This is a genomic window from Exiguobacterium sp. SH5S4, from assembly GCF_004337045.1.
Lineage (GTDB): Bacteria > Bacillota > Bacilli > Exiguobacteriales > Exiguobacteriaceae > Exiguobacterium > Exiguobacterium aurantiacum_A.
The window spans coordinates 135,652-156,729 of sequence record NZ_SJUQ01000002.1 but is presented as its reverse complement, the minus strand read 5'-3'; the positions used below and the strand labels follow the sequence as shown (position 1 = coordinate 156,729).

The following is a 21,078-nucleotide window of genomic DNA, read 5'->3' as shown; positions in this document are numbered from 1 at the left end:
ATGATTAAAATCGCACCATCGATCCTGTCGGCCGATTTTGCCAACCTTGAGGCAGAGGTCAAAGCGGTCCAAGAAGCAGGGGCCGATTACATCCATTTTGACGTCATGGACGGTCAGTTCGTGCCGAACATCTCGATTGGACTGCCGGTACTCAAAAGTTTGCGTGACAAGTCGGACATGGTATTAGACGTCCATTTGATGATCGACCAGCCGGAACGGTTCGTCGAGGACTTCGTTCAAGCAGGCGCCGATATCGTCACGGTCCATGTCGAGGCGACAAACCATTTGCATCGCGTATTGCAACAAATCAAAGGAGCCGGCGCTAAGTGTGGTGTCGTCTTGAACCCACATACACCGTTGTCGTCAATCGAGCACGTGCTCGGTGATGTCGATATGGTGTTGCTCATGACCGTGAACCCTGGCTTTGGCGGCCAAGCGTTCATCGAAGCGGTCGTCCCGAAGATCGCGGCGCTCAGCGAGATGCGCCAAGCGCGTCGTCTCGACTTCGAAATCGAGATCGATGGCGGCGTAAATCCTGCGACGGCAAAACTTTGTATCGACGCAGGTGCTGACGTCCTCGTTGCCGGTTCGGCCATCTATAACGAACCGAGCTATAAAGACGCAATCGATAGCATTCGCAACGCGTCTCGTGTATAATCGTCTGTAGAACAACAAATATTGTCGCAAGGGGTGTCACATCTGTGGCTGAGAGGCATGAGCTAACCCTTTGAACCTGTTCCGTTCACACGGACGTAGGGATGTGGCGAAAATGCACGTTGCTACACGATAGCAGCATGGCGTTTACGTCATGCTGCTTTTTGTCGTTCACTCATATCAAGGAGGGAATAAGATGAAACAACGTTTAAAACTACAGGCGCTCATTGAAATCTCGCTGTTCGCCTCGCTCGGACTGATCTTTGACATGCTCATCCCATATCGGTTGCCGCAAGGCGGAGCAGTCAGCCTGGCGATGCTGCCGATTCTCGTGATGGCGTATCGGCATGGATTGAGAGGCGGACTCGCGACAGGCGCGCTCGTCGGGACGCTACAACTGTTATTTGGGGCCTATATCTTCACACCGGTCCAGTTTTTACTCGACTACACGGTCGCCTACGGCCTCGTCGGAGTCGCCGGTATCTTCGCCGGTCAAGTCAAACAGTCGGCAAAAGACGGCGCCAAGAAAACGCTCACGTTCTATTTGATTCTCGGGGCGTTGATCGGCTCGGCGCTCCGATATGTTGCGCACGTCGTCTCCGGCATCGTCTTCTTCGCCGAGTATGCGGAAGGACCGGTCGTCTTGTACTCGCTCGGCTATAACTTGACGTATATGTTGCCGTCGTTCCTCGTCTCGGCGGTCGTGATCGTGATCTTGTTCACGTCGGCGCCGCGCTTCGCGACGCTCGCGACACGGGACATCAGATAATGCGCGTCTTGATTGTGGCTGCGAGCCCGGAAGCGGTCCCTGAGCTTCCTCGGAACGCCGATTACGTCATCGGCGTCGACGGCGGCTATCATACGCTGCTCGACCGTGGGATGAAGCCGGACCTGCTCGTCGGTGACTTTGATTCGTTCACAGGCACCGTGCCGGAGGAAGCTGTCCGTTATCCGTCTGAAAAAGACGTGACCGACCTTGAGATCGCTCTCGAGGCGGCACGAGGGAAAGGGGCGGACGTGATCGACGTGTACGGTGCACTCGGAGGCAGACTCGATATGACGCTCAGCAACGTCGGTCTGCTCGAGGCGTACCCCGAGATGCGGTTGTTCGCAGACGGGCAAGAAGTCCGCCTCGTCGGAAAAGGGGACTATCGTCTCCCGCGTCGTCCTGACCATTACTTGTCGCTCGTACCTTGGAAACGGGCCTCGGTCTCGATTCGTGGCGTCAAGTACCCGCTCGAGAACCATGACGTCGTCAGCCATGAGGCGCTGACGATCTCAAACGAGTGGTCGGCGGAAGAGGCGGACTTGCTCGTTCATAGCGGCAACGTCTTGATTATGTATATAAAGAAATAAACAAAAAAAATCCCATCGGCGCATGCCGCTGGGATTTATTTCGTTCGTGTATGGTAATTATACGCGTTCAACGAGACCTGATTTAAGAGCGCGAGCTGAAACCCAAACTCGTTTAGGTTTACCGTCAACGAGAATGCGAACTTTTTGTACGTTTACACCCCAAGTACGTTTTGTCTTGTTGAGTGCGTGCGAACGGTTGTTACCTGACTTAGGTGACTTACCTGTTACGTAGCATTTACGTGCCATGCGTTTCCCCTCCTTTTTTATGTGGGTTCGTCCTAATAGACACTCGTTTATATTAGCATGGGTTTTTTCACGATGCAACTAGAAAATAACCGGATGACAAGAAAAAAACTTGACATTACGGATGAGGATTTTAATAATGAATGAGGGTTGCGGTTACAATTGACCGAGTTTAGGGGCATGTCCTTTTAATAACTAGGTACTTATTGTAGAATATACTGTAGGAATCATTCCGAATAAAGGAGGCTACTCCATATGGCAATTGAAATGAAGACAACATATGGCAATATTGATATCACGAACGACGTGGTCGCGACACTCGCGGGCGGTGCGGCGATGGAATGTTTCGGCGTCGTAGGAATGGCGTCACAAGCTCAACTGAAAGACGGGATCGCAGAACTGCTCAAACGTGAGAACTATGCGCGTGGCGTTGTCGTACGTCAAGATGGAGAAGACGTACATATCGATATGCACATCATCGTGAGCTACGGGACGAAAGTGTCGGAAGTCGCGTACAACGTGCAAAGTCGTGTAAAATACACGCTCGGTGAAACTTTAGGATTAAACGTTTCGTCGGTAAATATATTCGTACAAGGCGTTCGTCTGACGAATGACTGACGAGAACGAAGGAGGATTTGGTGTGGGGTTAAAACGTTTAGATGGATTGGTGTTTGCGCAGATGGTCGCAAACGGTGCAGCCAACTTGAGCCAAAATGCAGATTACGTGGATTCGCTTAACGTCTTCCCGGTCCCAGACGGCGACACGGGAACGAACATGAATTTGACGATGACTTCAGGTGCGAAGGAAGTGGCCGCACTCGACACGGCGAATATCGCTGACGTGTCATCAAAGTTTGCCCGCGGTCTACTTATGGGGGCCCGTGGGAATTCGGGTGTTATTTTAAGCCAATTATTCCGTGGTTTCGGTAAATCAATCGAAGGAAAGACAGAATTATCGACACTCGACTTTGCCGAGGCACTCAAACGTGGCGTCGACACGGCATACAAGGCGGTTATGAAACCGGTTGAAGGAACGATTTTGACGGTTGCTCGTGAAGCGGCCGACGAAGCGCTCCGTGCCTCTGAGTCGACGAGCGACTTCAATGAGTTCATGGAGCAAGTGATCACGGAAGCGAAAGCTTCGCTCGAACGGACACCTGATTTGTTGCCGGTCTTAAAAGAAGTCGGTGTCGTCGACTCAGGCGGTCAAGGTCTCCTCGTCATCTATGAAGGGTTCCTCGCGAGCCTTGAAGGGAAAGAGCTCGAGAAGCCGCACGCACCGGTCATGGATGCCCTCGTTGAGGCAGAACACCATGCTGCGCAAGGCTTCATGTCGACGGAAGATATCGAATTTGGATATTGCACGGAGATCATGGTCCGTTTCCAAGACGAAAAGTTGAAACAGACTCCGTTCGATGAGGACGTGTTCCGTAACGAGCTGTCTGAACTCGGAGACTCTCTCCTTGTCGTCGCCGACGAAGAGTTGCTCAAAGTCCACGTTCACGTCGAGACGCCGGGCGACGTCATCACGAAAGGACAACGTTTTGGTGAGCTTGTCGCAGTCAAGATCGAGAACATGCGTCAACAGCATTCGACGATTCTTGAAGAAGAGCACGGTGCCAACCAGCACGGCGTTCAAGCGACTGCCGTCAAAGCGAAAGTGCCTTACGCGATCGTCACCGTCGCCATGGGTGAAGGTGTCAGTGAACTGTTCCGTTCGCTCGGTGCCGCACATGTCATCGAAGGCGGGCAGACGATGAACCCGTCGACGGAAGACATCGTCAAAGCGATTGAAGCGGCGAACGCCGAGCACGTCTTCATCTTCCCGAACAACTCGAACATCATCATGGCCGCTGAGCAAGCGGCATCGGTCGCACCTTGCGGCGTCTCGGTCATTCCGACGAAGACGGTACCACAAGGACTAGCGGCTGCCATCGCGTTCAATCCTGAAGCGGATGTCGAGACGAACGAGTCGGTCATGAAGACGGCCGCAACTACGGTCAAGTCAGGACAAGTGACATACGCTGTCCGTGACACGAGTATCGACGGTGTCGAGATTCGTAAAGATGATCATATGGCGATTGCTGAGAAGAAAATCGTCGCATCATCAAAATCGAGTCTAGAAGCGGCAAAAGCGCTCGTAGATGCACTTGTGGACGCGGATGATGAGATTGTCACGATCTTGACGGGCGAAGGTTCGTCGGCGGAAGATGTCGCAACACTCTCGGCTTACATCGAATCGAAGAACGATGAGATTGAAATCGAAGTTCACGACGGTAAACAACCGCTCTACTCCTACATTTTTAGTGTGGAATAAGCTGTATCTCAGCCCTGCCTTCTGTATAATGAAGGTAGGGTTTTTTTGAAAGGGGGAAATGCGATGAAATATCGCAGTGTGTTTGATATTATCGGGCCGGTCATGGTCGGACCATCGAGTTCGCATACGGCCGGAGCCGCACGCATCGGTCTTATGGCCGGCAAACTGTTCGGCCGAACGCCGGACCTCGCGCGGATCACGTTTTACGGGTCGTTCGCCGACACGTATCGAGGTCATGGGACGGACGTCGCCATCGTCGGAGGCATCATGGGGTTCGATACGTTCGATCTGCGCATCCCGCAAGCGCTCGACATCGCGAAAGAGCGGGGGATCGAAGTCGTCTTTGAGACGAGCGACGCGCTCACGGATCATCCGAACACGGCCCGGGTTCATCTCGAGGACGCGGAGGGGACGTTTGAGATCGTTGGGATCTCGATTGGCGGTGGCACGATTGAAATCACCGAATTGAACGGATTCCCGCTCAAGCTTTCCGGCGGTGGACCGGCACTTGTCGTCTTGCATCACGATCGCTTCGGGGCGATCGCGGCCGTGACGGGCATACTCGCCAAGCACGAACTGAACATCGGGCATATGGAAGTGAGCCGTCATGAAAAAGGCAAGCAAGCCTTGATGGCGATTGAAATGGATGAACCGATGCCAAAAGATGTATTAGCGGAACTGGAACGGTTACCTCAAATCGAACGGGTAGCCATCTTTGGGGAATAAGGAGAAACGACTATGTTTAAATCAGTAGAAGAATTAGTACGGACGGCAACGGAACGAGACATCCCGATCTCTGAAGTGATGATCGAGCAAGAAGTCCACGTCAGACGCTCGACACGAGAAGAGGTCATGGCGATGATGGAACGTAACCTTGAAGTGATGGAAGAAGCGGTCGAGCGGGCGATGCAAGGCGTGACGTCTGTGACGGGGCTGACTGGGAATGACGCCGTGCTCATGCAAGACTATGTCCGATCGGGCAAATCACTTGCCGGTGACTTGATTTTAGATGCCGTCGCCAAAGCGATTGGCACGAACGAAGTGAATGCGGCGATGGGACGGATTTGCGCGACACCGACGGCGGGGAGCGCCGGGGTCGTACCGGGGACGCTATTTGCGGTCAAGGACCGTCTCGAGATGGACCGCGATGCGATGATTCGGTATTTATTCACCTCGGGCGCGTTCGGATTCGTCGTCGCGAACAACGCCTCGATTTCGGGTGCGGCCGGAGGCTGTCAGGCCGAAGTCGGTTCCGCGACCGGTATGGCTGCAGCAGCCATCGTCGAAGCGGCCGGCGGGACGCCGGAACAGTCGGCGACGGCGTTTGCGATCGCCTTGAAAAACATGCTCGGGCTCGTCTGCGATCCGGTAGCGGGTCTTGTCGAAGTACCTTGCGTCAAACGGAACGCCATGGGTGGGGCGAACGCGGTCGTCGCGGCTGATATGGCGCTCGCGGGCATCACGTCCCGCATCCCGTGCGATGAAGTCATCTCAGCGATGTACGAGATCGGTCAAATGATGCCGACCGCCTTGAAAGAGACGGCACGGGGCGGACTCGCCAATACACCGACAGCACGTCGGATCGAACGCAATATTTTTGGAGAGAAAGAAAATGCCAAACAGTGACGCGTTGACGACGCTCCGAGGGGTCGGGCCAGAGATGGCCAAAAAACTAGAGACGATGGGTCTCGAACGAATCGAGGACGTGCTAGAGCACGTCCCGTTTCGTTATGAAAATTATAACAGCGGCACCGTGACGACGGCAGTCCACGGGGACCTGGTCAAATGGAGTGGGACCGTTCAAGCGGAACCGCTCGTCCGCTATTATAGTAAAGGCAAAAATCGACTTCAGTTCCGGCTGTTGTTAGAAGAGCGCTACGTCGTCCATGTGACGATGTTCAACCGCGCTTTCTATAAAGACAAACTGGCGCTTGGTGCGACGGTGACGGTCAAAGGGAAATGGGATATGAACCGGATGACGATCAGTGCGACCGATCTCGAGTTCGGTGAGCTCGCGGACGGGTTACAGCCGATCTATTCGCTTCGTGCCGGATTGACGCAAAAGAATTTCAGTCGAATCGTCAAACTCGCCTTCGATCAGACGACGACGTTTGAGGACCGGCTGCCGGAATCAATCCGCTTGCGTTACCGCTTGGAGAACCGGGCGTCGATGCTCAGAGGGATGCATTTCCCTGATTCGATCGAGATGTACAAACAAGCGCGCCGCAGTTATGTGTACGAAGAATGCCTGCTTTATCAATTGAAGCTTCAGGCGTTTCGAAAGATGGAACGTTCCGGGAAAGGGAGGGCGCTCACGCTCGAAAAAACGCAACTCAACGAGTTCGTCAAGCGGCTCGCTTTCCCGTTGACGGGTGCACAGACGCGCGTCATTCGTGAGATCGTGAGTGATATCGAGAAGCCCGAACGCATGAATCGCCTGTTGCAAGGGGATGTCGGGAGCGGGAAGACAGTCGTTGCCGCGATCGCCTTGTATGCGACAGTGAACGCGGGTTATCAAGGCGCGCTCATGGTGCCGACCGAAATTTTGGCCGAGCAGCATGTCGCTTCGCTTGAACAACTGTTCGAGCCGTACGGGATCCGTGTCGCCTTATTGACGAGTTCGGTCAAAGGGAAGGCGCGCGCTACGTTGCTCGAAGCGATCAAAGCCGGTGACGTCGACATCATCGTCGGCACGCACGCCTTGATTCAAGGGCCGGTTGAGTTTTCGCGTCTGCACTTGGCGATCACGGATGAGCAACACCGGTTCGGCGTCGAGCAGCGGAAAATGTTACGAGACAAGGCTGATCTTGCGGACGTCTTGTATATGACGGCGACGCCGATTCCGCGGACGCTCGCGATCAGCGCGTTCGGGGAGATGGATGTGTCGACAATCGATGAGATGCCGGCAGGCCGGAAGCCGATCGAGACGTATTGGGCGAAAACGGATCAAATCGACCGAGTGCATGTGATGGTCGAGCGCGAACTGTCACTCGGACGTCAAGCGTACGTCATCGCGCCATTGATCGAGGAATCCGATACGCTCGAAGTCGAGAGCGCAACCGAGTTGTATCATTTACTCAATGAGCGATTCCCGAACTATGCGGTCGGACTCATGCACGGAAAACTGTCGAGTGCCGAGAAAGATGAAGTGATGAAGGCGTTCGCTGACAACTCCCTGCAAATTCTCGTGTCGACGACGGTCGTCGAGGTCGGGGTGAACGTGCCGAACGCCTCGCTCATCGTGATCCACGATGCGGAACGGTTCGGTTTGGCCCAGCTCCATCAGTTACGGGGACGCGTCGGTCGAGGCGCACATCAATCTTATTGTATATTAGTAGGAGACCCGAAGTCTGATGTCGGGAAGCTCCGCTTGAAGACGATGACGGAGACGAACGACGGATTCGTGTTAGCGGAAAAAGATTTAGAACTCCGCGGCGCCGGCGACTTCTTTGGGACAGCCCAAAGCGGGTTGCCGAGTTTCCGTGTCGCCGACCCGGTGCTCGACCTCAAAGTGATGGAAGTGGCGATGCAAGACGCCGTCCGCTTGCTCGGCAGCGAGACGTTTTGGCAGGAGTCCTCGTACAGACCGCTGCGTCAATACTTGAAGCGACTCGACTTACTTGTCGGCGAAAGGTTAGAATAACACTTGAAAATTAAAACTAAAGAATATATACTGCTATTAGTACCAGGTATTAAGTTCTTTAGGGAAGAGTTTAGGAGGGAACTGAATGCGGGTACCTAAGAAGGAGCGGCAACGCTTACTGCAAGAAACGATTGAACATAACCCGTTCATTAAAGACGACGAACTGTCGAAGCAGTTCGCCGTCAGCATTCAAACGATCCGTCTTGATCGGATGGAGCTTAAAATTCCTGAAGTCCGGGAACGGATCAAGCATGTTGCTTCAGAGCACCTCGATGAAGTGAAGTCGCTCGCAATGAGCGAGGTCATCGGTGATATGATTGACTTGAAACTCGACGAATCGGCCATCTCGGTTCTCGACATGGAAAGAGAACACGTCTTTAGCCGCAACGAGATCGCCCGTGGACACGTTTTGTTCGCTCAGGCCAACTCGTTAGCGGTGGCGCTCATCGACGACGAACTGGCGTTGACCACTAAAGCGGAAATCCGGTTTAGTCGCCAAGTTCATCTCGGAGAGCGAGTCGTTGCCAAGGCTCGTGTTGTCAAACTGCGTCGAGACGGACGGACGGACGTCTCAGTGGATAGTTATGTCGGCGAAGAGTGTGTCTTTAGCGGAGACTTCACGATTTATCGTCGCGGTGAGGAGGAACAAGTATGAAGTTAGCAATTGATGCAATGGGTGGGGATCATGCCCCAAAAGCAATCGTGGACGGCGTAAAACAATTTGCTGAACGTTTTCCGGACGAGCAGATGGAACTGTTTCTAGTCGGTGATGGAGTGAAGCTTGCGTCCTACGGGTTGACCGACCCACGGATTACAATCGTTCCTGCGAGCGAAGTCATCACAGGCGAAGATGAACCGGTCCGGGCGGTTCGCCGGAAGAAAGACAGCTCGCTCGTCGTAGCGGCTCAGCTCGTCAAAGACGGGAAAGCAGATGGACTCGTATCGGCCGGGAACACCGGGGCGCTCATGGCGGTTTCGCTTTTTGTCATCGGTCGGATTCCTGGAATCGAACGTCCGGCACTGTCGCCAACGTTCCCTACATATACGGGTAGCGGTGTCGTCGTCTTAGACGTCGGGGCCAATCCGGACGCTAAGGCAGAACATTTGGTTGATTACGCGATCATGGGTTCGCTTTACGCCGAGCACGTCCGCGGCATCAAGCGCCCACGTGTCGCGCTCCTAAACATTGGGACGGAGGCTGGGAAAGGAAACGCGCTGACGAAAGAAGCGTTCCCCCTCCTCGAACAGGCTCCGGTCCACTTCGTCGGAAACGTCGAGGCCCGCGAGGCGATGTCAGGTGACGTTGATGTCATCGTGACAGAAGGATTTGCCGGAAACATTTTGTTGAAAGGTGTGGAGGGTGCTTCGTCAATGCTCATGAAAATGTTGAAAGAACAGTTCACGAGCGATATTGTCTCGAAGCTTGCCGCTCTCGTCTTAAAACCGAAACTGAAAAACTTGAAACAAACATTAGATTATCGTGAGCAAGGTGGTGCGGGCTTGTTCGGAATCAACGCCCCCGTCATCAAAGCGCACGGGTCGAGTGACGCACTAGCCATCATGAGTGCGCTCAAACAGGCGAAAATCATGGTTGACCATGATGTCGTCGCGAAGATCAAACAAGCGAAAGCAACAGACTAACGTAAAGAAGGTGAGTACATGAGAGAAGCGTGGATATTTCCCGGCCAAGGGTCACAAACAGTCGGTATGGGTCAAACGTTCTTAGACGATCCTGAACAGATGCAAGCGATCGATCGTCGACTCGGATTTGATTTGCTCGACGTCATGGCGGCCGGATCAAAAGAAGAGCTTCAACAAACGGAAGTCGCACAACCTGCCATCGTGGCGCACGCGGCGCTGCTCGCGCTCGCACACGGGAAGACCGGTGCCAAACCGGACGTCGTGATTGGCCATAGTGTCGGTGAGTATGCGGCACTCGTCGTCGCAGGCGTCATCGATCTCGAAGAAGCGTGTGTGCTCGTACGTGAGCGCGGTAAGCTCATGTCCGAGGTGAAGGACGGAACGATGGCAGCGGTCATCGGCATGACCGATGTCGCAGAAGCGTTCCACTTGACCGAGAAGATCAGTGCCAGCGGAAACCTTGTACAAATCGCCAATTACAACTGTCCGGGCCAGTTCGTCATTTCGGGTCACGTCGACGCGGTCAAACAAGCAGAGACAGACTTAAAACAGGCTGGGGCGAAACGCGTGTTGCCGCTAGACGTGTCAGGCGCGTTTCATAGCTCGTATATGATGCCTGCTGCGACACGGTTTAAAGATGTGCTCGCATCGTCACCGTTCAAAGATGCGACGATTGGGATCATTTCGAACGTCGACGCGGCGGTCCATACTGACGCCGAGAAACTAAAGGCGCTTCTCACCGAGCAACTGTACGCCTCGGTCCGGTTTGAGGACTGTGTCCGGAAAGCGATTGCTGAGGGGGTCGATACGTTCATCGAGTTCGGTTCGACGTCACCGTTGTCCGGGCTCATCAAACGAATCGATAAAAACGTGACACTTAAACAAGTGACGACGTTAGAAGAGGTTGCAGCGTTAGGGGGAGAAGTGCGTGCATGACCAAGTAGCAATCGTGACGGGTGCGTCCCGGGGTATCGGGGCCGCCATCGCGAAGCGTTTAGGGGAAGACGGCTTTCGAGTCGTCGTCAATTACTCGGGTAGTGTCGAGCAAGCAAAAGCAGTCGTTGCAGCCATTGAAGCAGCGGGCAGCGAGGCGATCGCCGTCAAAGCGGACGTCTCGAACGCTGACGATGTGAAAGCACTCGTCAAGACGGCAGTCGATACGTTCGGCCGTTTGGATTGCCTCGTCAACAACGCCGGGATCACACGAGACGGTCTGCTCATGCGCATGAAAGAGACCGACTTTGACGATGTGCTCGCAACGAATTTGAAAGGCGCGTTCTTGACGTCGCAAGCGGCGACGCGTCCGCTCCTCAAGTCGAAATCAGGGCGCATCATCAACATCGCCTCGGTCGTCGGAATCACGGGGAACGCCGGACAAGCGAACTATGCGGCAGCGAAAGCTGGACTCATCGGACTCACGAAATCGGTGGCGCGCGAGCTCGCGGCCCGTCACGTGACGGTGAACGCGGTCTGTCCGGGCTTTATCGAGACCGACATGACGGGTGCGTTGACAGACGCGCAGCGCGAAGCGACGCTCGGACAAATTCCGTTCAATCGCTTCGGCCAAGTCGAAGACGTGGCGAGCATCGTCTCGTTTCTCGCGTCAAGCGAGGCCGCTTATGTGACCGGGCAGACGATCGCCGTCGACGGCGGCATGACGATGGCGTAAAAACAGAACTTTACCAATTGTAGTACATTTAATATAATTTACTTTGGAGGGATTTTATCATGACAAAAGAACAAATCTTAGTAGACGTACAAGCAGCAGTAGCAGAGAAACTCGGGAAAGACGTTTCTGAAATCACAGCCGAAAAATCATTTAAAGACGACCTCGGTGCGGACTCGCTCGAAGTGATGGAAATGGTCATGGACCTTGAAGACAAGTTCGATATCACTATCGAAGACGAAGATGCCGAGAAGCTTGCAACTGTGGGCGACGTCGTGTCTTACATCGAAACAAAATTGTAATCAAGCCTCCCACCGCTCATAATGAGCGGTGGGCTTGTGCTTATACACGGAGGGACTTATGACAAAGGATAAGCGACGGTTCGACCGTCAAGGGTCGGCGCAAAGACGCCGACGAAATGAAGTGGAGCGAGCACGCATCGTGGAGAAGTTCACGGCACTCGAGGAACGGCTCGGTGTGAAGTTTACGAACCAAGAACTGTTAATGCAGGCGTTCACCCATTCATCATATGTCAATGAACAACGCGGCTTGAAAAAAGACAATGAACGGTTAGAGTTTTTAGGAGACGCGGTGCTCGAGTTGACAGTGTCCCGGTTTTTATATGAGACGTATCCGGAGCGCTCCGAGGGGGAATTAACGAAGTTACGGGCGGCCATCGTTTGTGAGCCGTCGCTCGTGAACTTTGCCGAAGCCTACGCTTTCTCTGATTTTATCTTGCTTGGAAAAGGGGAAGAGCTGACAGGCGGACGGAAACGTCCCGCGTTACTCGCCGATGTGTTCGAATCATACATCGCCGCCCTCTATCTTGACCAAGGGATCGAACCAGTAGAACAGTTCCTCGCCGAAGCGGTTTTTCCGAAAGTCTTAGCCGGTGTGTTTGAAGAGCAGACCGATTATAAGAGTCAACTTCAAGAGAGTGTACAGCGCGAAGGGCTCGGCCCGGTCACGTATACGATCATCGAAGAACGCGGTCCGGCCCATAGCCGTGAATTCGTCTCCCACGCTCGTCTCAGTGACGATATCGTCGGCGAAGGGATCGGTCGTTCGAAGAAAGAAGCCGAGCAGATCGCGGCTAAAGAAGCGTTGATCGAATTCAATCGGCGATACGCCGGCCTATAAAAAAAGGAGTGGACCCGCGCGGGTCCACTCCTTTTGGTTACGTCAATTGGCCAAGTTCTTCGACGAGACCGTCGACTTCAGAGATCGAGAGTGATGACCGGTTCATCACGTAGTCGTAAATCTCTTTCACGGCCGATGCATCGGCTTTGTTATATTCTTCCGCCTTGATCGCACCGCGGTTGATGATGTTCATTTTATCGAGGATTTCCTCGATCATTTGTTCATTCGTCATGTGTAGTACCCCTTTCTACAGTTCTTTTTAGAATAGCATGATTCTAGCATTTTGACGAACTAGCAACTGTGGTAAAATAAACAAATGAATGCTTACTTAGGATAGGATGGTCACGATGCACTTAAAACGAATCGAACTCGCTGGCTTTAAATCGTTTGCCAAGCGGATTGAACTAGATTTCCGTCCCGGCGTGACAGCCGTGGTTGGACCGAACGGGAGCGGGAAATCAAATATATCGGACGCTGTTCGCTGGGTACTCGGCGAACAGTCGGCCAAATCGCTCCGTGGGGCGAAAATGGAAGATGTCATCTTTGCCGGTAGCGAAGGCGAGAACCACCGCAACGTCGCCGAAGTGACGCTCGTTTTAGATAATAGCGATGCGCACTTGCGCCTGCCATATGAAGAAGTGAGCGTGACGAGACGCGTGACGCGCAGTGGCGACAGCGACTATTTCATGAATAAAAAGCCGTGCCGCCTGAAAGACGTCATCGACTTGTTCATGGATACGGGTTTGTCCCGTGACGCGTTTGCGATCATCGGGCAAGGACGGGTCGAACAAGTCATCTCGGGTAAACCGGAAGATCGTCGCGCCGTCATTGAAGAAGCGGCCGGCGTGCTGAAGTACCGCCAACGCAAAAAACAAGCGGAACGAAAGTTGCAAGACACCGAGCTGAACTTGTCGCGCGTCGACGATATCTTATACGAACTTGCCGACCGGGTCGAACCGCTTCGTGAACAAGCGGCACTCGCTCGAGAGTTCCAAGTCGCCAAGGCACGGCATGACGACCTCGAGACCGGGATTCTCGGTGCCGAGATCACTGAGCTCAAGGCGAAGATCACTTTCGCCACAACACAACAGACGGCAGCAGAAGAACAGTTACGCAACCAAGAAGCGGCGCTGAACGCGCTCGTCACCGAACGGGCTGCGCTCGAGGGAACATTGACTGAGCATCGTGCCGTCCTCGAGACGCTCCATCAGGATGAGCGTCTTCAAGCGACTGAGCTCGAACGGCTCTCAGGAGATATTAAACTCGCCAAAGCGCGAGAAGAACACGGGGCAGAGACGAAAGAACGACTCGAGCGCCAACGTGCGGAGTTGGTCGAAGAGACAGAGCAGTTGCAGTCGCGATTGTCGGTCGCTCAAACGGACAAAGCTTTGAAGTCAGAAGCGTTGCAGACCGTTGAGGCGACACGTGACGAGCTCGCGCGGAAGCTTACGGCGGCGACTCGCGATTTCAACGCGGAGATCGAACAGCTTCAAAGTGAAGCGTTCGAACTGGCAACGACACGAGCCACGCTCAGCAACCAACAGAAACGGGAACGACGTGACATCGAGCAGGCAGAGGAAGCGAAAGGACGTCTCCTGCGTGAGAACAAGGACCGGCTTGACGTTCGAACCGAACAGACCGCCTCGCTCGATGCAAACCGAGATCGTCTTGAAGCGGCACGTGCGGCTTGGCAGGAACTGTTGGCCGAAGAAGAGGCATTGGTCGCTAAGGAAGTCGCGCTTCGAGAAAAGTTGTCGCGAGCCGAACAATCGTATCACGACCTCGACCGGCGCCGTCAAAAGACCGAAGACCGAATCGACATGTTAGAGCGGATGAAGCAGTCATATGAAGGGTATTTCCATGCCGTCAAATTCGTATTGAAAGACCGTGCGAGCGGCGTGCTCGGAGCGGTTGCAGAGCTGATTCAAGTGCTCCCATCATATGAGGCCGCCATCGAGACGGCACTCGGTCAAACGCAACAACACGTCGTCGTTGAAGATGAAGCGGTCGGACGCCGCGAGATCGACAAGTTGCGCCGGGCTAATGCCGGGCGGGCTACGTTCGTCCCGATAACGACGGTGAAAGAGCGCTTTATCCCGAGCGAGGTCGCCCATCGTCTCGAGGCGATGGATGGCTTCGTCGGCATCGCATCGGACCTCGTGACGACGGAACCTTTGTTTGACAAATTGAAACGGTCCTTGCTCGGGGCCGTTATCGTGGCCAAGACGCTCGAGGTCGCGAACCGGATCGCTCAGACGACGGGCTATCGCTACCGGATCGTCACGCTCGACGGCGATATCGTCAATGTCGGTGGTTCGATGACAGGGGGGAGCCGGAAACAAGGCGTCGCCCTGTTCACCCAGTCAAGAGAGCTCGATGATTTGAAACAAGGATTGACGCAAGGGTTGGCCATGCTGCACGAACAGCAGCTTCGTGTGACCGAGTATGAAGCGGAGACGAGTCGTCTCAAACAGTCGCTCCACGCGCTCAGAACACGGAAACGGCAAGAGGAAGAGACGCTTCGGGCGTTAGAGACCTCGTTCCGGGAATTAGAGCGGACGACCCAGGACGCGAAAGCACAACTCGAACTGTTCGATCACGAGATGAATCGCTATACGCATACGATTGAAACATCTTCGGCAGAATTGACGCGCCTCGCAAGTGAACTCGAGGCGACGGAAGTGTTGCAGACGTCGCTGCGGACAGAGCTCGAGCAGTTGCGTGCGGAGCAGGCGAAAGGCGCGGAGACGACGGGGCAATTGCAAGAGGCAATCCGTCTAAACGAGCTCGACCTGCAACGTCATACGCTTGACCTGGATCGGGTGAATACGGAAGTCGAACGGCTCGTTGCCGAAGTCGACAAACAGACGACCCGACTCGATCAAATCAAACACGAACTCGAGCGGCTCGAAAGCGGACGGATCGTCTCATCCGCGGAACTTCGAATCGAGCATGACGAGGCGACGGAGCTGATGAAAGTGTTGACAGGGCGAATTGAAGCGCAGTTGCAAACGCTGAAAACAGAGGAAGAGTCACACCGTATCCTCAGGCAGCGTGAGCAGCAGGCGACGGACGTTCGCCGCCAATTCGAGGCCGACGTCCGTAAGCTTGAAACTGAGGCGAATGAACTCGAGTTGAAACAGCAGTGGAAACTAGACGCCCTCGAAGAACGTGGACTCGTCTACGACCTGCTCCCGGTATTATCGATCCCGCTCGACGAGGCGAAAGAAGAGTTCAAGTTGCTCGTCCGTCAAATCGAGGAGATCGGACCGGTCAACTTGAGTGCGATCGAAGAGTTTGAACTCGTCAATGAACGGTTCACGTTCTTGTCTGAACAGCGAGACGATCTCGTCAATGCGAAACAGGACCTGTACGACGTCATCTCCGAAATGGACCGAGAAGTGACACGGTTGTTCAACGAGACGTATGCGACCGTCCGCGCGCATTTCAAACAGACGTTCAAAGAACTGTTCGGAGGCGGCGAGGCCGACCTTAAACTCGTCGATGCGACCGATTTATTAAACACAGGAATCGATATCGTCGCCAAACCGCCCGGCAAAAAGTTACAGACGTTAAGTCTGTTGTCTGGTGGCGAACGGGCACTGACCGCCATCGCGCTCTTATTTGCGATTTTAAAGACGCGCCCTGTCCCGTTCTGCGTGCTCGACGAGGTCGAAGCAGCGCTCGACGAGGCGAACGTCCACCGGTTCGGTGAATACGTCCGCACGTTGTCAATCGATACACAGTTCGTCATCATCACCCACCGTAAAGGGACGATGGAGGCGGCCGACACGCTCTATGGCGTGACGATGCAACAAAACGGTGTCTCGGAGGTACTTTCGGTCGAATTATCAGAAGCGAAACGTGTCGTCGAGACAGAAGAAGAGATGGAGGAATTGACTTGAGTTTTTTCAAAAAATTAAAAGATAAATTGACGACCTCGACCCAAGAGGTGTCGCAAAAATTTACAGACGGATTGACGAAAACACGTGACGGGTTCGCGAGCGCCGTCAACGACCTCGTCTATCGGTTCCGTGAAGTCGATGAGGACTTCTTCGATGAACTTGAAGATTTGCTCATCCAGGCGGACGTCGGCGTGACGACGACGATGGACCTCGTCGAGGATTTAAAAGAAGAAGTGAAGCGTCGCAATTTGAAAGACCCGGTCGCCGTCCGCGACGCCCTCGTCGAAGTCGTGGCGAAACGTCTACAAGAAGACGAGTCAGACCGCGAGTTGAACATGCAGGACGGGTTGACGGTCATCTTGTTCGTCGGTGTGAACGGTGTCGGCAAGACGACGACAATCGGAAAACTCGCCCATCAGTTGAAAGCAGAAGGTCGTTCGGTCATGCTTGCGGCGGGAGATACGTTCCGGGCCGGCGCCATCGACCAGCTGCAAGTATGGGGTGAACGTGCCGGTGTCCCGGTCATTCGTCAAGCGGAAGGGTCAGACCCGGCCGCGGTCGTGTTTGATGCTGTCCAAGCCGCGAAGTCACGCGGTGTCGACGTCTTGATTTGCGATACGGCAGGGCGACTCCAAAACAAGGTCAACTTGATGAAAGAGCTCGAGAAAGTGAAACGGGTCATCGAACGCGAAGTGCCAAACGGTCCGCACGAAGTCTTGCTCGCGTTAGACGCGACGACGGGACAGAACGCGATGCTTCAAGCGAAAGCGTTTCAGGAAGCGACGAACGTGAGCGGGATCGTGCTCACGAAGTTAGACGGGACGGCCAAAGGCGGCATCGTCCTCGCGATCAGAAACGAGCTCGATATCCCGGTCAAATACGTCGGTCTCGGTGAAAAAATTGATGATTTACAGGCGTTCGACCCAGAGCAGTTCGTCCTCGGACTATTCGGTGACGTATTTGAAGAAAAAGACCAGACAAACGATGACCTCGCCTAACTTTCACTGTTAAGAAAAAAACTTGACAAGACGTTAGGACGGCTGTACTATTGTTAGTTGTAAAGGGATTTCACTTAACATGTGGAGGTGAGAGGTATGTCGCTCGAAAAGACGAATCGAATGAACTACTTATTCGATTTTTATCAAGCGCTTCTCACGCCGAAACAGCGCAATTACATGTCTCTTTATTACCTAGATGACTACTCGCTCGGAGAGATTGCGGAAGAGTTTGAAGTCAGCCGTCAAGCGGTCTACGATAACATAAAGCGTACCGAAGCAATGCTTGAGCAGTATGAAGAAAAGCTGGAGCTGTTCGAGAAATTCGAGCAACGGCAACTGCTTCTCCAAACGCTCAGACGTCAAGTCGAGCAAATGCCCGACGTGACGGAGACGGTTTCGGCGCTTGAGAATTTAGAGTAGGGGGCTGAAGCATGGCATTTGAAGGATTATCAGAACGGTTGCAATCGACATTGGCGAAAATGCGGGGGAAAGGTAAGATTTCCGAAGCAGACGTCAAAGAGATGATGAGAGAAGTTCGTCTCGCGCTCCTTGAGGCCGACGTTAACTTCAAAGTGGTCAAACAGTTCGTCAACGACGTGAAAGAACGGTCAATCGGCCAAGACGTCATGAAATCGTTGACACCTGGACAACAAGTCGTCAAGATCGTTCATGAAGAATTAACAACCTTGATGGGGAGTGATGTCGTCCCGATCACCTTTAGTTCAAAACCACCGACAGTCGTCATGATGGTGGGATTACAAGGTGCGGGTAAGACGACGACGACCGGAAAGCTCGCGAACTTGATTCGCAAAAAGCATAACCGGAGTCCGCTTCTCGTCGCTGCTGATATTTATCGGCCGGCGGCCATCAAACAGCTCGAGACTCTCGGCAAGCAACTCGATTTACCGGTGTTCTCACTTGGCGATCAAGTGACGCCGGAAGAAATCGTCACAAAAGCGCTCGAGCACGCCAAAGTTAATCATCACGATTTCGTGTTGATAGATACGGCCGGTCGTCTTCATATCGACGAGACGCTCATGGGCGAACTCGAAAATGTGAAAACGATCGCCAAACCGAATGAAATCTTCCTCGTCGTCGATGCGATGACGGGTCAAGATGCGGTCAACGTGGCCGATCGCTTTAATGATTTGCTCGGAATTACCGGCGTCGTGTTGACAAAACTCGACGGTGATACACGTGGTGGGGCAGCCCTTTCAATCAAGGCAGTCACGGGAGCGCCGATTAAGTTCGTCGGTCTCGGTGAAAAGTTGGATGCCCTCGAACCTTTCTATCCGGAGCGCATGGCGTCACGGATCCTTGGAATGGGTGACGTGCTCACGCTCATCGAAAAAGCGGAGTCACAAATGGACCAAGATGCCGCGAAAGAGCTTGAAAGCAAAATTCGTGATGCATCGTTCACGTTCGATGATTTTATCGAGCAATTGGGTCAAGTGAAAAACATGGGCCCGATTGATGAATTACTCTCGATGTTACCTGGTGCAGGTAAGATGAAAGGGTTGAAGAACGTCCAAATCGACGAGAAGCAACTCGATCATGTCGAGGCAATCATCCGGTCGATGACGAAGCATGAGCGCACGAATCCTGAAGTGCTCAACGCCAGTCGTCGCAAGCGGATCGCAAAAGGGAGCGGTCGTTCCATCCAGGAAGTGAACCGTCTCATCAAACAGTTCGATGACATGAAGAAGCTCATGAAGCAGATGTCAGGACAAATGAAAGGGAAGAAAAAAGGTCTCGGCCTTCCATTCTTCTAAGAAAACTTTTGTCAGTCAGGCAAAAAAGCAGTATACTATTAAAGTTGTCAATTCTTAAACACATAATGGAGGTATATTACCATGGCAGTTAAAATTCGTCTCAAGCGCATGGGCGCAAATAAATCACCTTTTTACCGGATCGTTGTAGCAGATTCACGTTCACCACGTGATGGCCGTTTCATCGAACAACTCGGTCACTACAACCCGGTTGCAAAACCAGAAGCAGAAGTTCGCATCAACGAAGAACTCGCGCTCAAATGGTTGGCAGACGGCGCGAAGCCATCTGACACAGTCCGCAACTTGTTCTCTAAAGCAGGGATCATGGAGAAATTCCACAACGCGAAAAACGCGAAGTAACCCTGTGGCCGACCTTTTATGAGGTCGGCCTATTTTTTTGAGGAGGTTTTATGATGGATTGGTTAAACGTAGGCAAAATCGCCAACACGCACGGTTTAAAAGGGGAGTTGAAGTTGCTCGCCGCGACTGATTTTCCAGAAGAACGCTTTAAAATTGGTGAGACGCTCTACCTTGACGTCGACGGGAAGAAGATGCCGCTCGAAGTGACGACGTATCGTCCGCACAAACAGTTCCATCTCGTCACGTTCAAAGGGCTAGACAACATCAATCTCGTCGAGAAGTACAAAGGGATGTCGCTCTACGTCCATGCCGGAAACGTCCACGAGCTTCCGGAGCATGAATTTTACTACCACGAGATCATCGGATGCGAGGCCGTCGTCGACGGAGAAGTGATCGGTGTCGTCGAGGACATCTTTGAGACCAATGGCGCGAACGACGTCTGGGTCATCAAGCGCCCCGGCAAGACGGATGCGCTCATCCCGTACATCGAGTCGGTCGTCAAAGACATCGACGTCGAAGCGAAACGTGTCATCATCACGCCGATCCCTGGAATGATCGACGATGAAAATTGATGTCTTGACCTTGTTCCCGGAAATGTTCGCCCCGCTCGATCATTCGATCGTCGGGCGTGCCCGGACACTCGGCCAAGTCGAAGTAACGTTCACGAACTTCCGTGACTTCTCGACGAACAAACATCATAAAGTCGATGATGCTCCGTATGGAGGCGGCGCCGGGATGCTACTCACGCCGCAGCCGATGTTTGATGCGTTCGATTCGCTCGCGAAGTCGAAGCCGCGCGTCATCGTGACGACGCCGACGGGGCGACCGTTCACTCAACGTGTCGCCGAAGAGTGGGCGAACGAAGAGCACTTGATTTTCTTATGCGGCCATTACGAAGGATTCGACCAACGGATCCACGACGAACTCGCGACAGACGAAGTGTCGATCGGAGACTTCGTGATGACGGGTGGGGAACTCGCGGCGATGGTCATGATCGACGCGACGGTCCGCCTCATCCCGGAAGTGCTCGGCGATCAAGCGAGCCACGAGGATGACTCGTTTTCGACCGGGCTCCTCGAGTATCCGCATTATACGAGACCGGCTGACTTCCGCGGCCTCAAAGTCCCGGACGTCCTGTTGTCGGGCAATCACGCCAAAATCGAGTCGTGGCGCCGCGAGCGTTCGCTCGAACGAACGTTCAGGCGTCGACCGGAACTGTTAGACCAAATCGCTCTGTCGCCGGCCGATAAAAACTTCATCGAATCGTTGCGCGATTCATAAAAATATGCTATGTTTGAGCATGTGGGTTAGCCCCACCGATTACCGATGTTCCGCTATTGGATGCCGAGGCAAACGAAGATATGAACATTGAAGAAAAAGGAGATC

23 protein-coding genes and 1 riboswitch are annotated in these 21,078 nt (G+C 53.6%); of the genes, 21 read left to right on the top strand and 2 right to left on the bottom strand.

Annotated elements, in window-relative coordinates:
* The 3 genes from rpe to EVJ32_RS02015 all read left to right on the top strand — a co-directional run bounded on the left by rpe (position 1) and on the right by EVJ32_RS02015 (position 2,010).
* Positions 1 to 657, top strand: a complete 657-nt coding sequence (rpe, locus tag EVJ32_RS02025; protein WP_070327525.1) for a ribulose-phosphate 3-epimerase — start codon at positions 1 to 3, stop codon at positions 655 to 657.
* A 19-nt stretch (positions 658 to 676) separates the two neighbouring features.
* Positions 677 to 776: riboswitch (TPP riboswitch) on the top strand.
* Positions 777 to 850: 74 nt separating this feature from the next.
* Positions 851 to 1,423 carry an energy-coupled thiamine transporter ThiT gene (thiT, locus tag EVJ32_RS02020; protein ID WP_236633994.1) on the top strand — a complete coding sequence of 191 codons (573 nt, stop codon included), beginning with the start codon at positions 851 to 853 and terminating at the stop codon, positions 1,421 to 1,423.
* A complete protein-coding gene (locus EVJ32_RS02015) occupies positions 1,423 to 2,010 on the top strand; it encodes a thiamine diphosphokinase (RefSeq protein ID WP_070327523.1) in 588 nt (195 codons plus the stop codon). The genes thiT and EVJ32_RS02015 overlap by 1 nt, the downstream gene beginning before the upstream one ends.
* Positions 2,011 to 2,067: 57 nt before the next feature.
* Here EVJ32_RS02015 and rpmB read toward each other — a convergent pair whose 3' ends face one another.
* Positions 2,068 to 2,256 (bottom strand): 50S ribosomal protein L28, encoded by a 189-nt coding sequence (gene rpmB, locus EVJ32_RS02010; RefSeq protein ID WP_015881349.1) that lies wholly within the window; start codon positions 2,254 to 2,256, stop codon positions 2,068 to 2,070.
* 252 nt (positions 2,257 to 2,508) lie between these two features.
* On the opposite strand from rpmB, the gene EVJ32_RS02005 reads away from it, so the two are divergent.
* The 11 genes from EVJ32_RS02005 (at position 2,509) to rnc (ending at position 12,660) form a co-directional block, all read left to right on the top strand.
* Positions 2,509 to 2,871, top strand: coding sequence for an Asp23/Gls24 family envelope stress response protein (locus tag EVJ32_RS02005; protein WP_016509701.1), 363 nt, complete (start codon positions 2,509 to 2,511; stop codon positions 2,869 to 2,871).
* Between the two features lie 22 nt (positions 2,872 to 2,893).
* Complete coding sequence (locus EVJ32_RS02000) at positions 2,894 to 4,570, top strand: DAK2 domain-containing protein (protein ID WP_201738391.1); 1,677 nt, start codon at positions 2,894 to 2,896, stop codon at positions 4,568 to 4,570.
* 63 nt (positions 4,571 to 4,633) lie between these two features.
* Positions 4,634 to 5,296, top strand: coding sequence for an L-serine ammonia-lyase, iron-sulfur-dependent subunit beta (gene sdaAB / locus EVJ32_RS01995; protein WP_035386362.1), 663 nt, complete (start codon positions 4,634 to 4,636; stop codon positions 5,294 to 5,296).
* A gap of 12 nt (positions 5,297 to 5,308) precedes the next feature.
* Positions 5,309 to 6,196 carry an L-serine ammonia-lyase, iron-sulfur-dependent, subunit alpha gene (gene sdaAA, locus EVJ32_RS01990; RefSeq protein ID WP_131456232.1) on the top strand — a complete coding sequence of 296 codons (888 nt, stop codon included), beginning with the start codon at positions 5,309 to 5,311 and terminating at the stop codon, positions 6,194 to 6,196.
* Positions 6,183 to 8,213, top strand: a complete 2,031-nt coding sequence (recG, locus tag EVJ32_RS01985) for an ATP-dependent DNA helicase RecG (RefSeq protein ID WP_131456230.1) — start codon at positions 6,183 to 6,185, stop codon at positions 8,211 to 8,213. The genes sdaAA and recG overlap by 14 nt, the downstream gene beginning before the upstream one ends.
* An 85-nt stretch (positions 8,214 to 8,298) precedes the next feature.
* Positions 8,299 to 8,868: a transcription factor FapR gene (gene fapR / locus EVJ32_RS01980; protein ID WP_016509712.1), complete on the top strand. Its 570-nt coding sequence runs from the start codon at positions 8,299 to 8,301 to the stop codon at positions 8,866 to 8,868.
* Entirely contained in the window at positions 8,865 to 9,854 is a 990-nt protein-coding gene (gene plsX / locus EVJ32_RS01975) for a phosphate acyltransferase PlsX (RefSeq protein ID WP_131456228.1), read from the top strand. The genes fapR and plsX overlap by 4 nt, the downstream gene beginning before the upstream one ends.
* A gap of 18 nt (positions 9,855 to 9,872) precedes the next feature.
* Positions 9,873 to 10,790: an ACP S-malonyltransferase gene (gene fabD / locus EVJ32_RS01970; RefSeq protein WP_070327517.1), complete on the top strand. Its 918-nt coding sequence runs from the start codon at positions 9,873 to 9,875 to the stop codon at positions 10,788 to 10,790.
* A complete protein-coding gene (gene fabG, locus EVJ32_RS01965) occupies positions 10,783 to 11,523 on the top strand; it encodes a 3-oxoacyl-[acyl-carrier-protein] reductase (protein WP_070327516.1) in 741 nt (246 codons plus the stop codon). Before fabD ends, fabG begins: the two co-directional genes overlap by 8 nt.
* A 59-nt stretch (positions 11,524 to 11,582) precedes the next feature.
* Complete coding sequence (acpP, locus tag EVJ32_RS01960; RefSeq protein WP_016509693.1) at positions 11,583 to 11,822, top strand: acyl carrier protein; 240 nt, start codon at positions 11,583 to 11,585, stop codon at positions 11,820 to 11,822.
* A gap of 121 nt (positions 11,823 to 11,943) precedes the next feature.
* Positions 11,944 to 12,660 (top strand): ribonuclease III, encoded by a 717-nt coding sequence (rnc, locus tag EVJ32_RS01955; protein WP_370250773.1) that lies wholly within the window; start codon positions 11,944 to 11,946, stop codon positions 12,658 to 12,660.
* A gap of 37 nt (positions 12,661 to 12,697) precedes the next feature.
* On the opposite strand, the gene EVJ32_RS01950 is transcribed toward rnc, so the two are convergent.
* Positions 12,698 to 12,892, bottom strand: coding sequence for a DUF1128 family protein (locus EVJ32_RS01950; protein WP_016509709.1), 195 nt, complete (start codon positions 12,890 to 12,892; stop codon positions 12,698 to 12,700).
* 115 nt (positions 12,893 to 13,007) lie between these two features.
* Between EVJ32_RS01950 and smc the strand changes: the two genes are divergently transcribed.
* The 7 genes from smc to trmD all read left to right on the top strand — a co-directional run bounded on the left by smc (position 13,008) and on the right by trmD (position 20,973).
* On the top strand, positions 13,008 to 16,565 hold the full coding sequence (smc, locus tag EVJ32_RS01945) for a chromosome segregation protein SMC (protein WP_236639463.1): 3,558 nt from the start codon (positions 13,008 to 13,010) through the stop codon (positions 16,563 to 16,565).
* Positions 16,562 to 17,563, top strand: coding sequence for a signal recognition particle-docking protein FtsY (gene ftsY / locus EVJ32_RS01940; RefSeq protein ID WP_131456221.1), 1,002 nt, complete (start codon positions 16,562 to 16,564; stop codon positions 17,561 to 17,563). The genes smc and ftsY overlap by 4 nt, the downstream gene beginning before the upstream one ends.
* A 96-nt stretch (positions 17,564 to 17,659) precedes the next feature.
* Positions 17,660 to 17,983, top strand: coding sequence for a putative DNA-binding protein (locus EVJ32_RS01935; protein ID WP_070327513.1), 324 nt, complete (start codon positions 17,660 to 17,662; stop codon positions 17,981 to 17,983).
* An 11-nt stretch (positions 17,984 to 17,994) separates the two neighbouring features.
* The gene (gene ffh / locus EVJ32_RS01930) at positions 17,995 to 19,335 is read left to right on the top strand and encodes a signal recognition particle protein (RefSeq protein ID WP_070327512.1); all 1,341 of its coding nucleotides are present in this window, start codon (positions 17,995 to 17,997) and stop codon (positions 19,333 to 19,335) included.
* 81 nt (positions 19,336 to 19,416) lie between these two features.
* Entirely contained in the window at positions 19,417 to 19,692 is a 276-nt protein-coding gene (rpsP, locus tag EVJ32_RS01925; protein WP_021067098.1) for a 30S ribosomal protein S16, read from the top strand.
* Between the two features lie 53 nt (positions 19,693 to 19,745).
* A complete protein-coding gene (gene rimM / locus EVJ32_RS01920) occupies positions 19,746 to 20,264 on the top strand; it encodes a ribosome maturation factor RimM (RefSeq protein WP_070327511.1) in 519 nt (172 codons plus the stop codon).
* Positions 20,254 to 20,973 carry a tRNA (guanosine(37)-N1)-methyltransferase TrmD gene (trmD, locus tag EVJ32_RS01915; protein ID WP_131456219.1) on the top strand — a complete coding sequence of 240 codons (720 nt, stop codon included), beginning with the start codon at positions 20,254 to 20,256 and terminating at the stop codon, positions 20,971 to 20,973. The genes rimM and trmD overlap by 11 nt, the downstream gene beginning before the upstream one ends.
* The last annotated feature ends 105 nt before the right edge of the window (positions 20,974 to 21,078 follow it).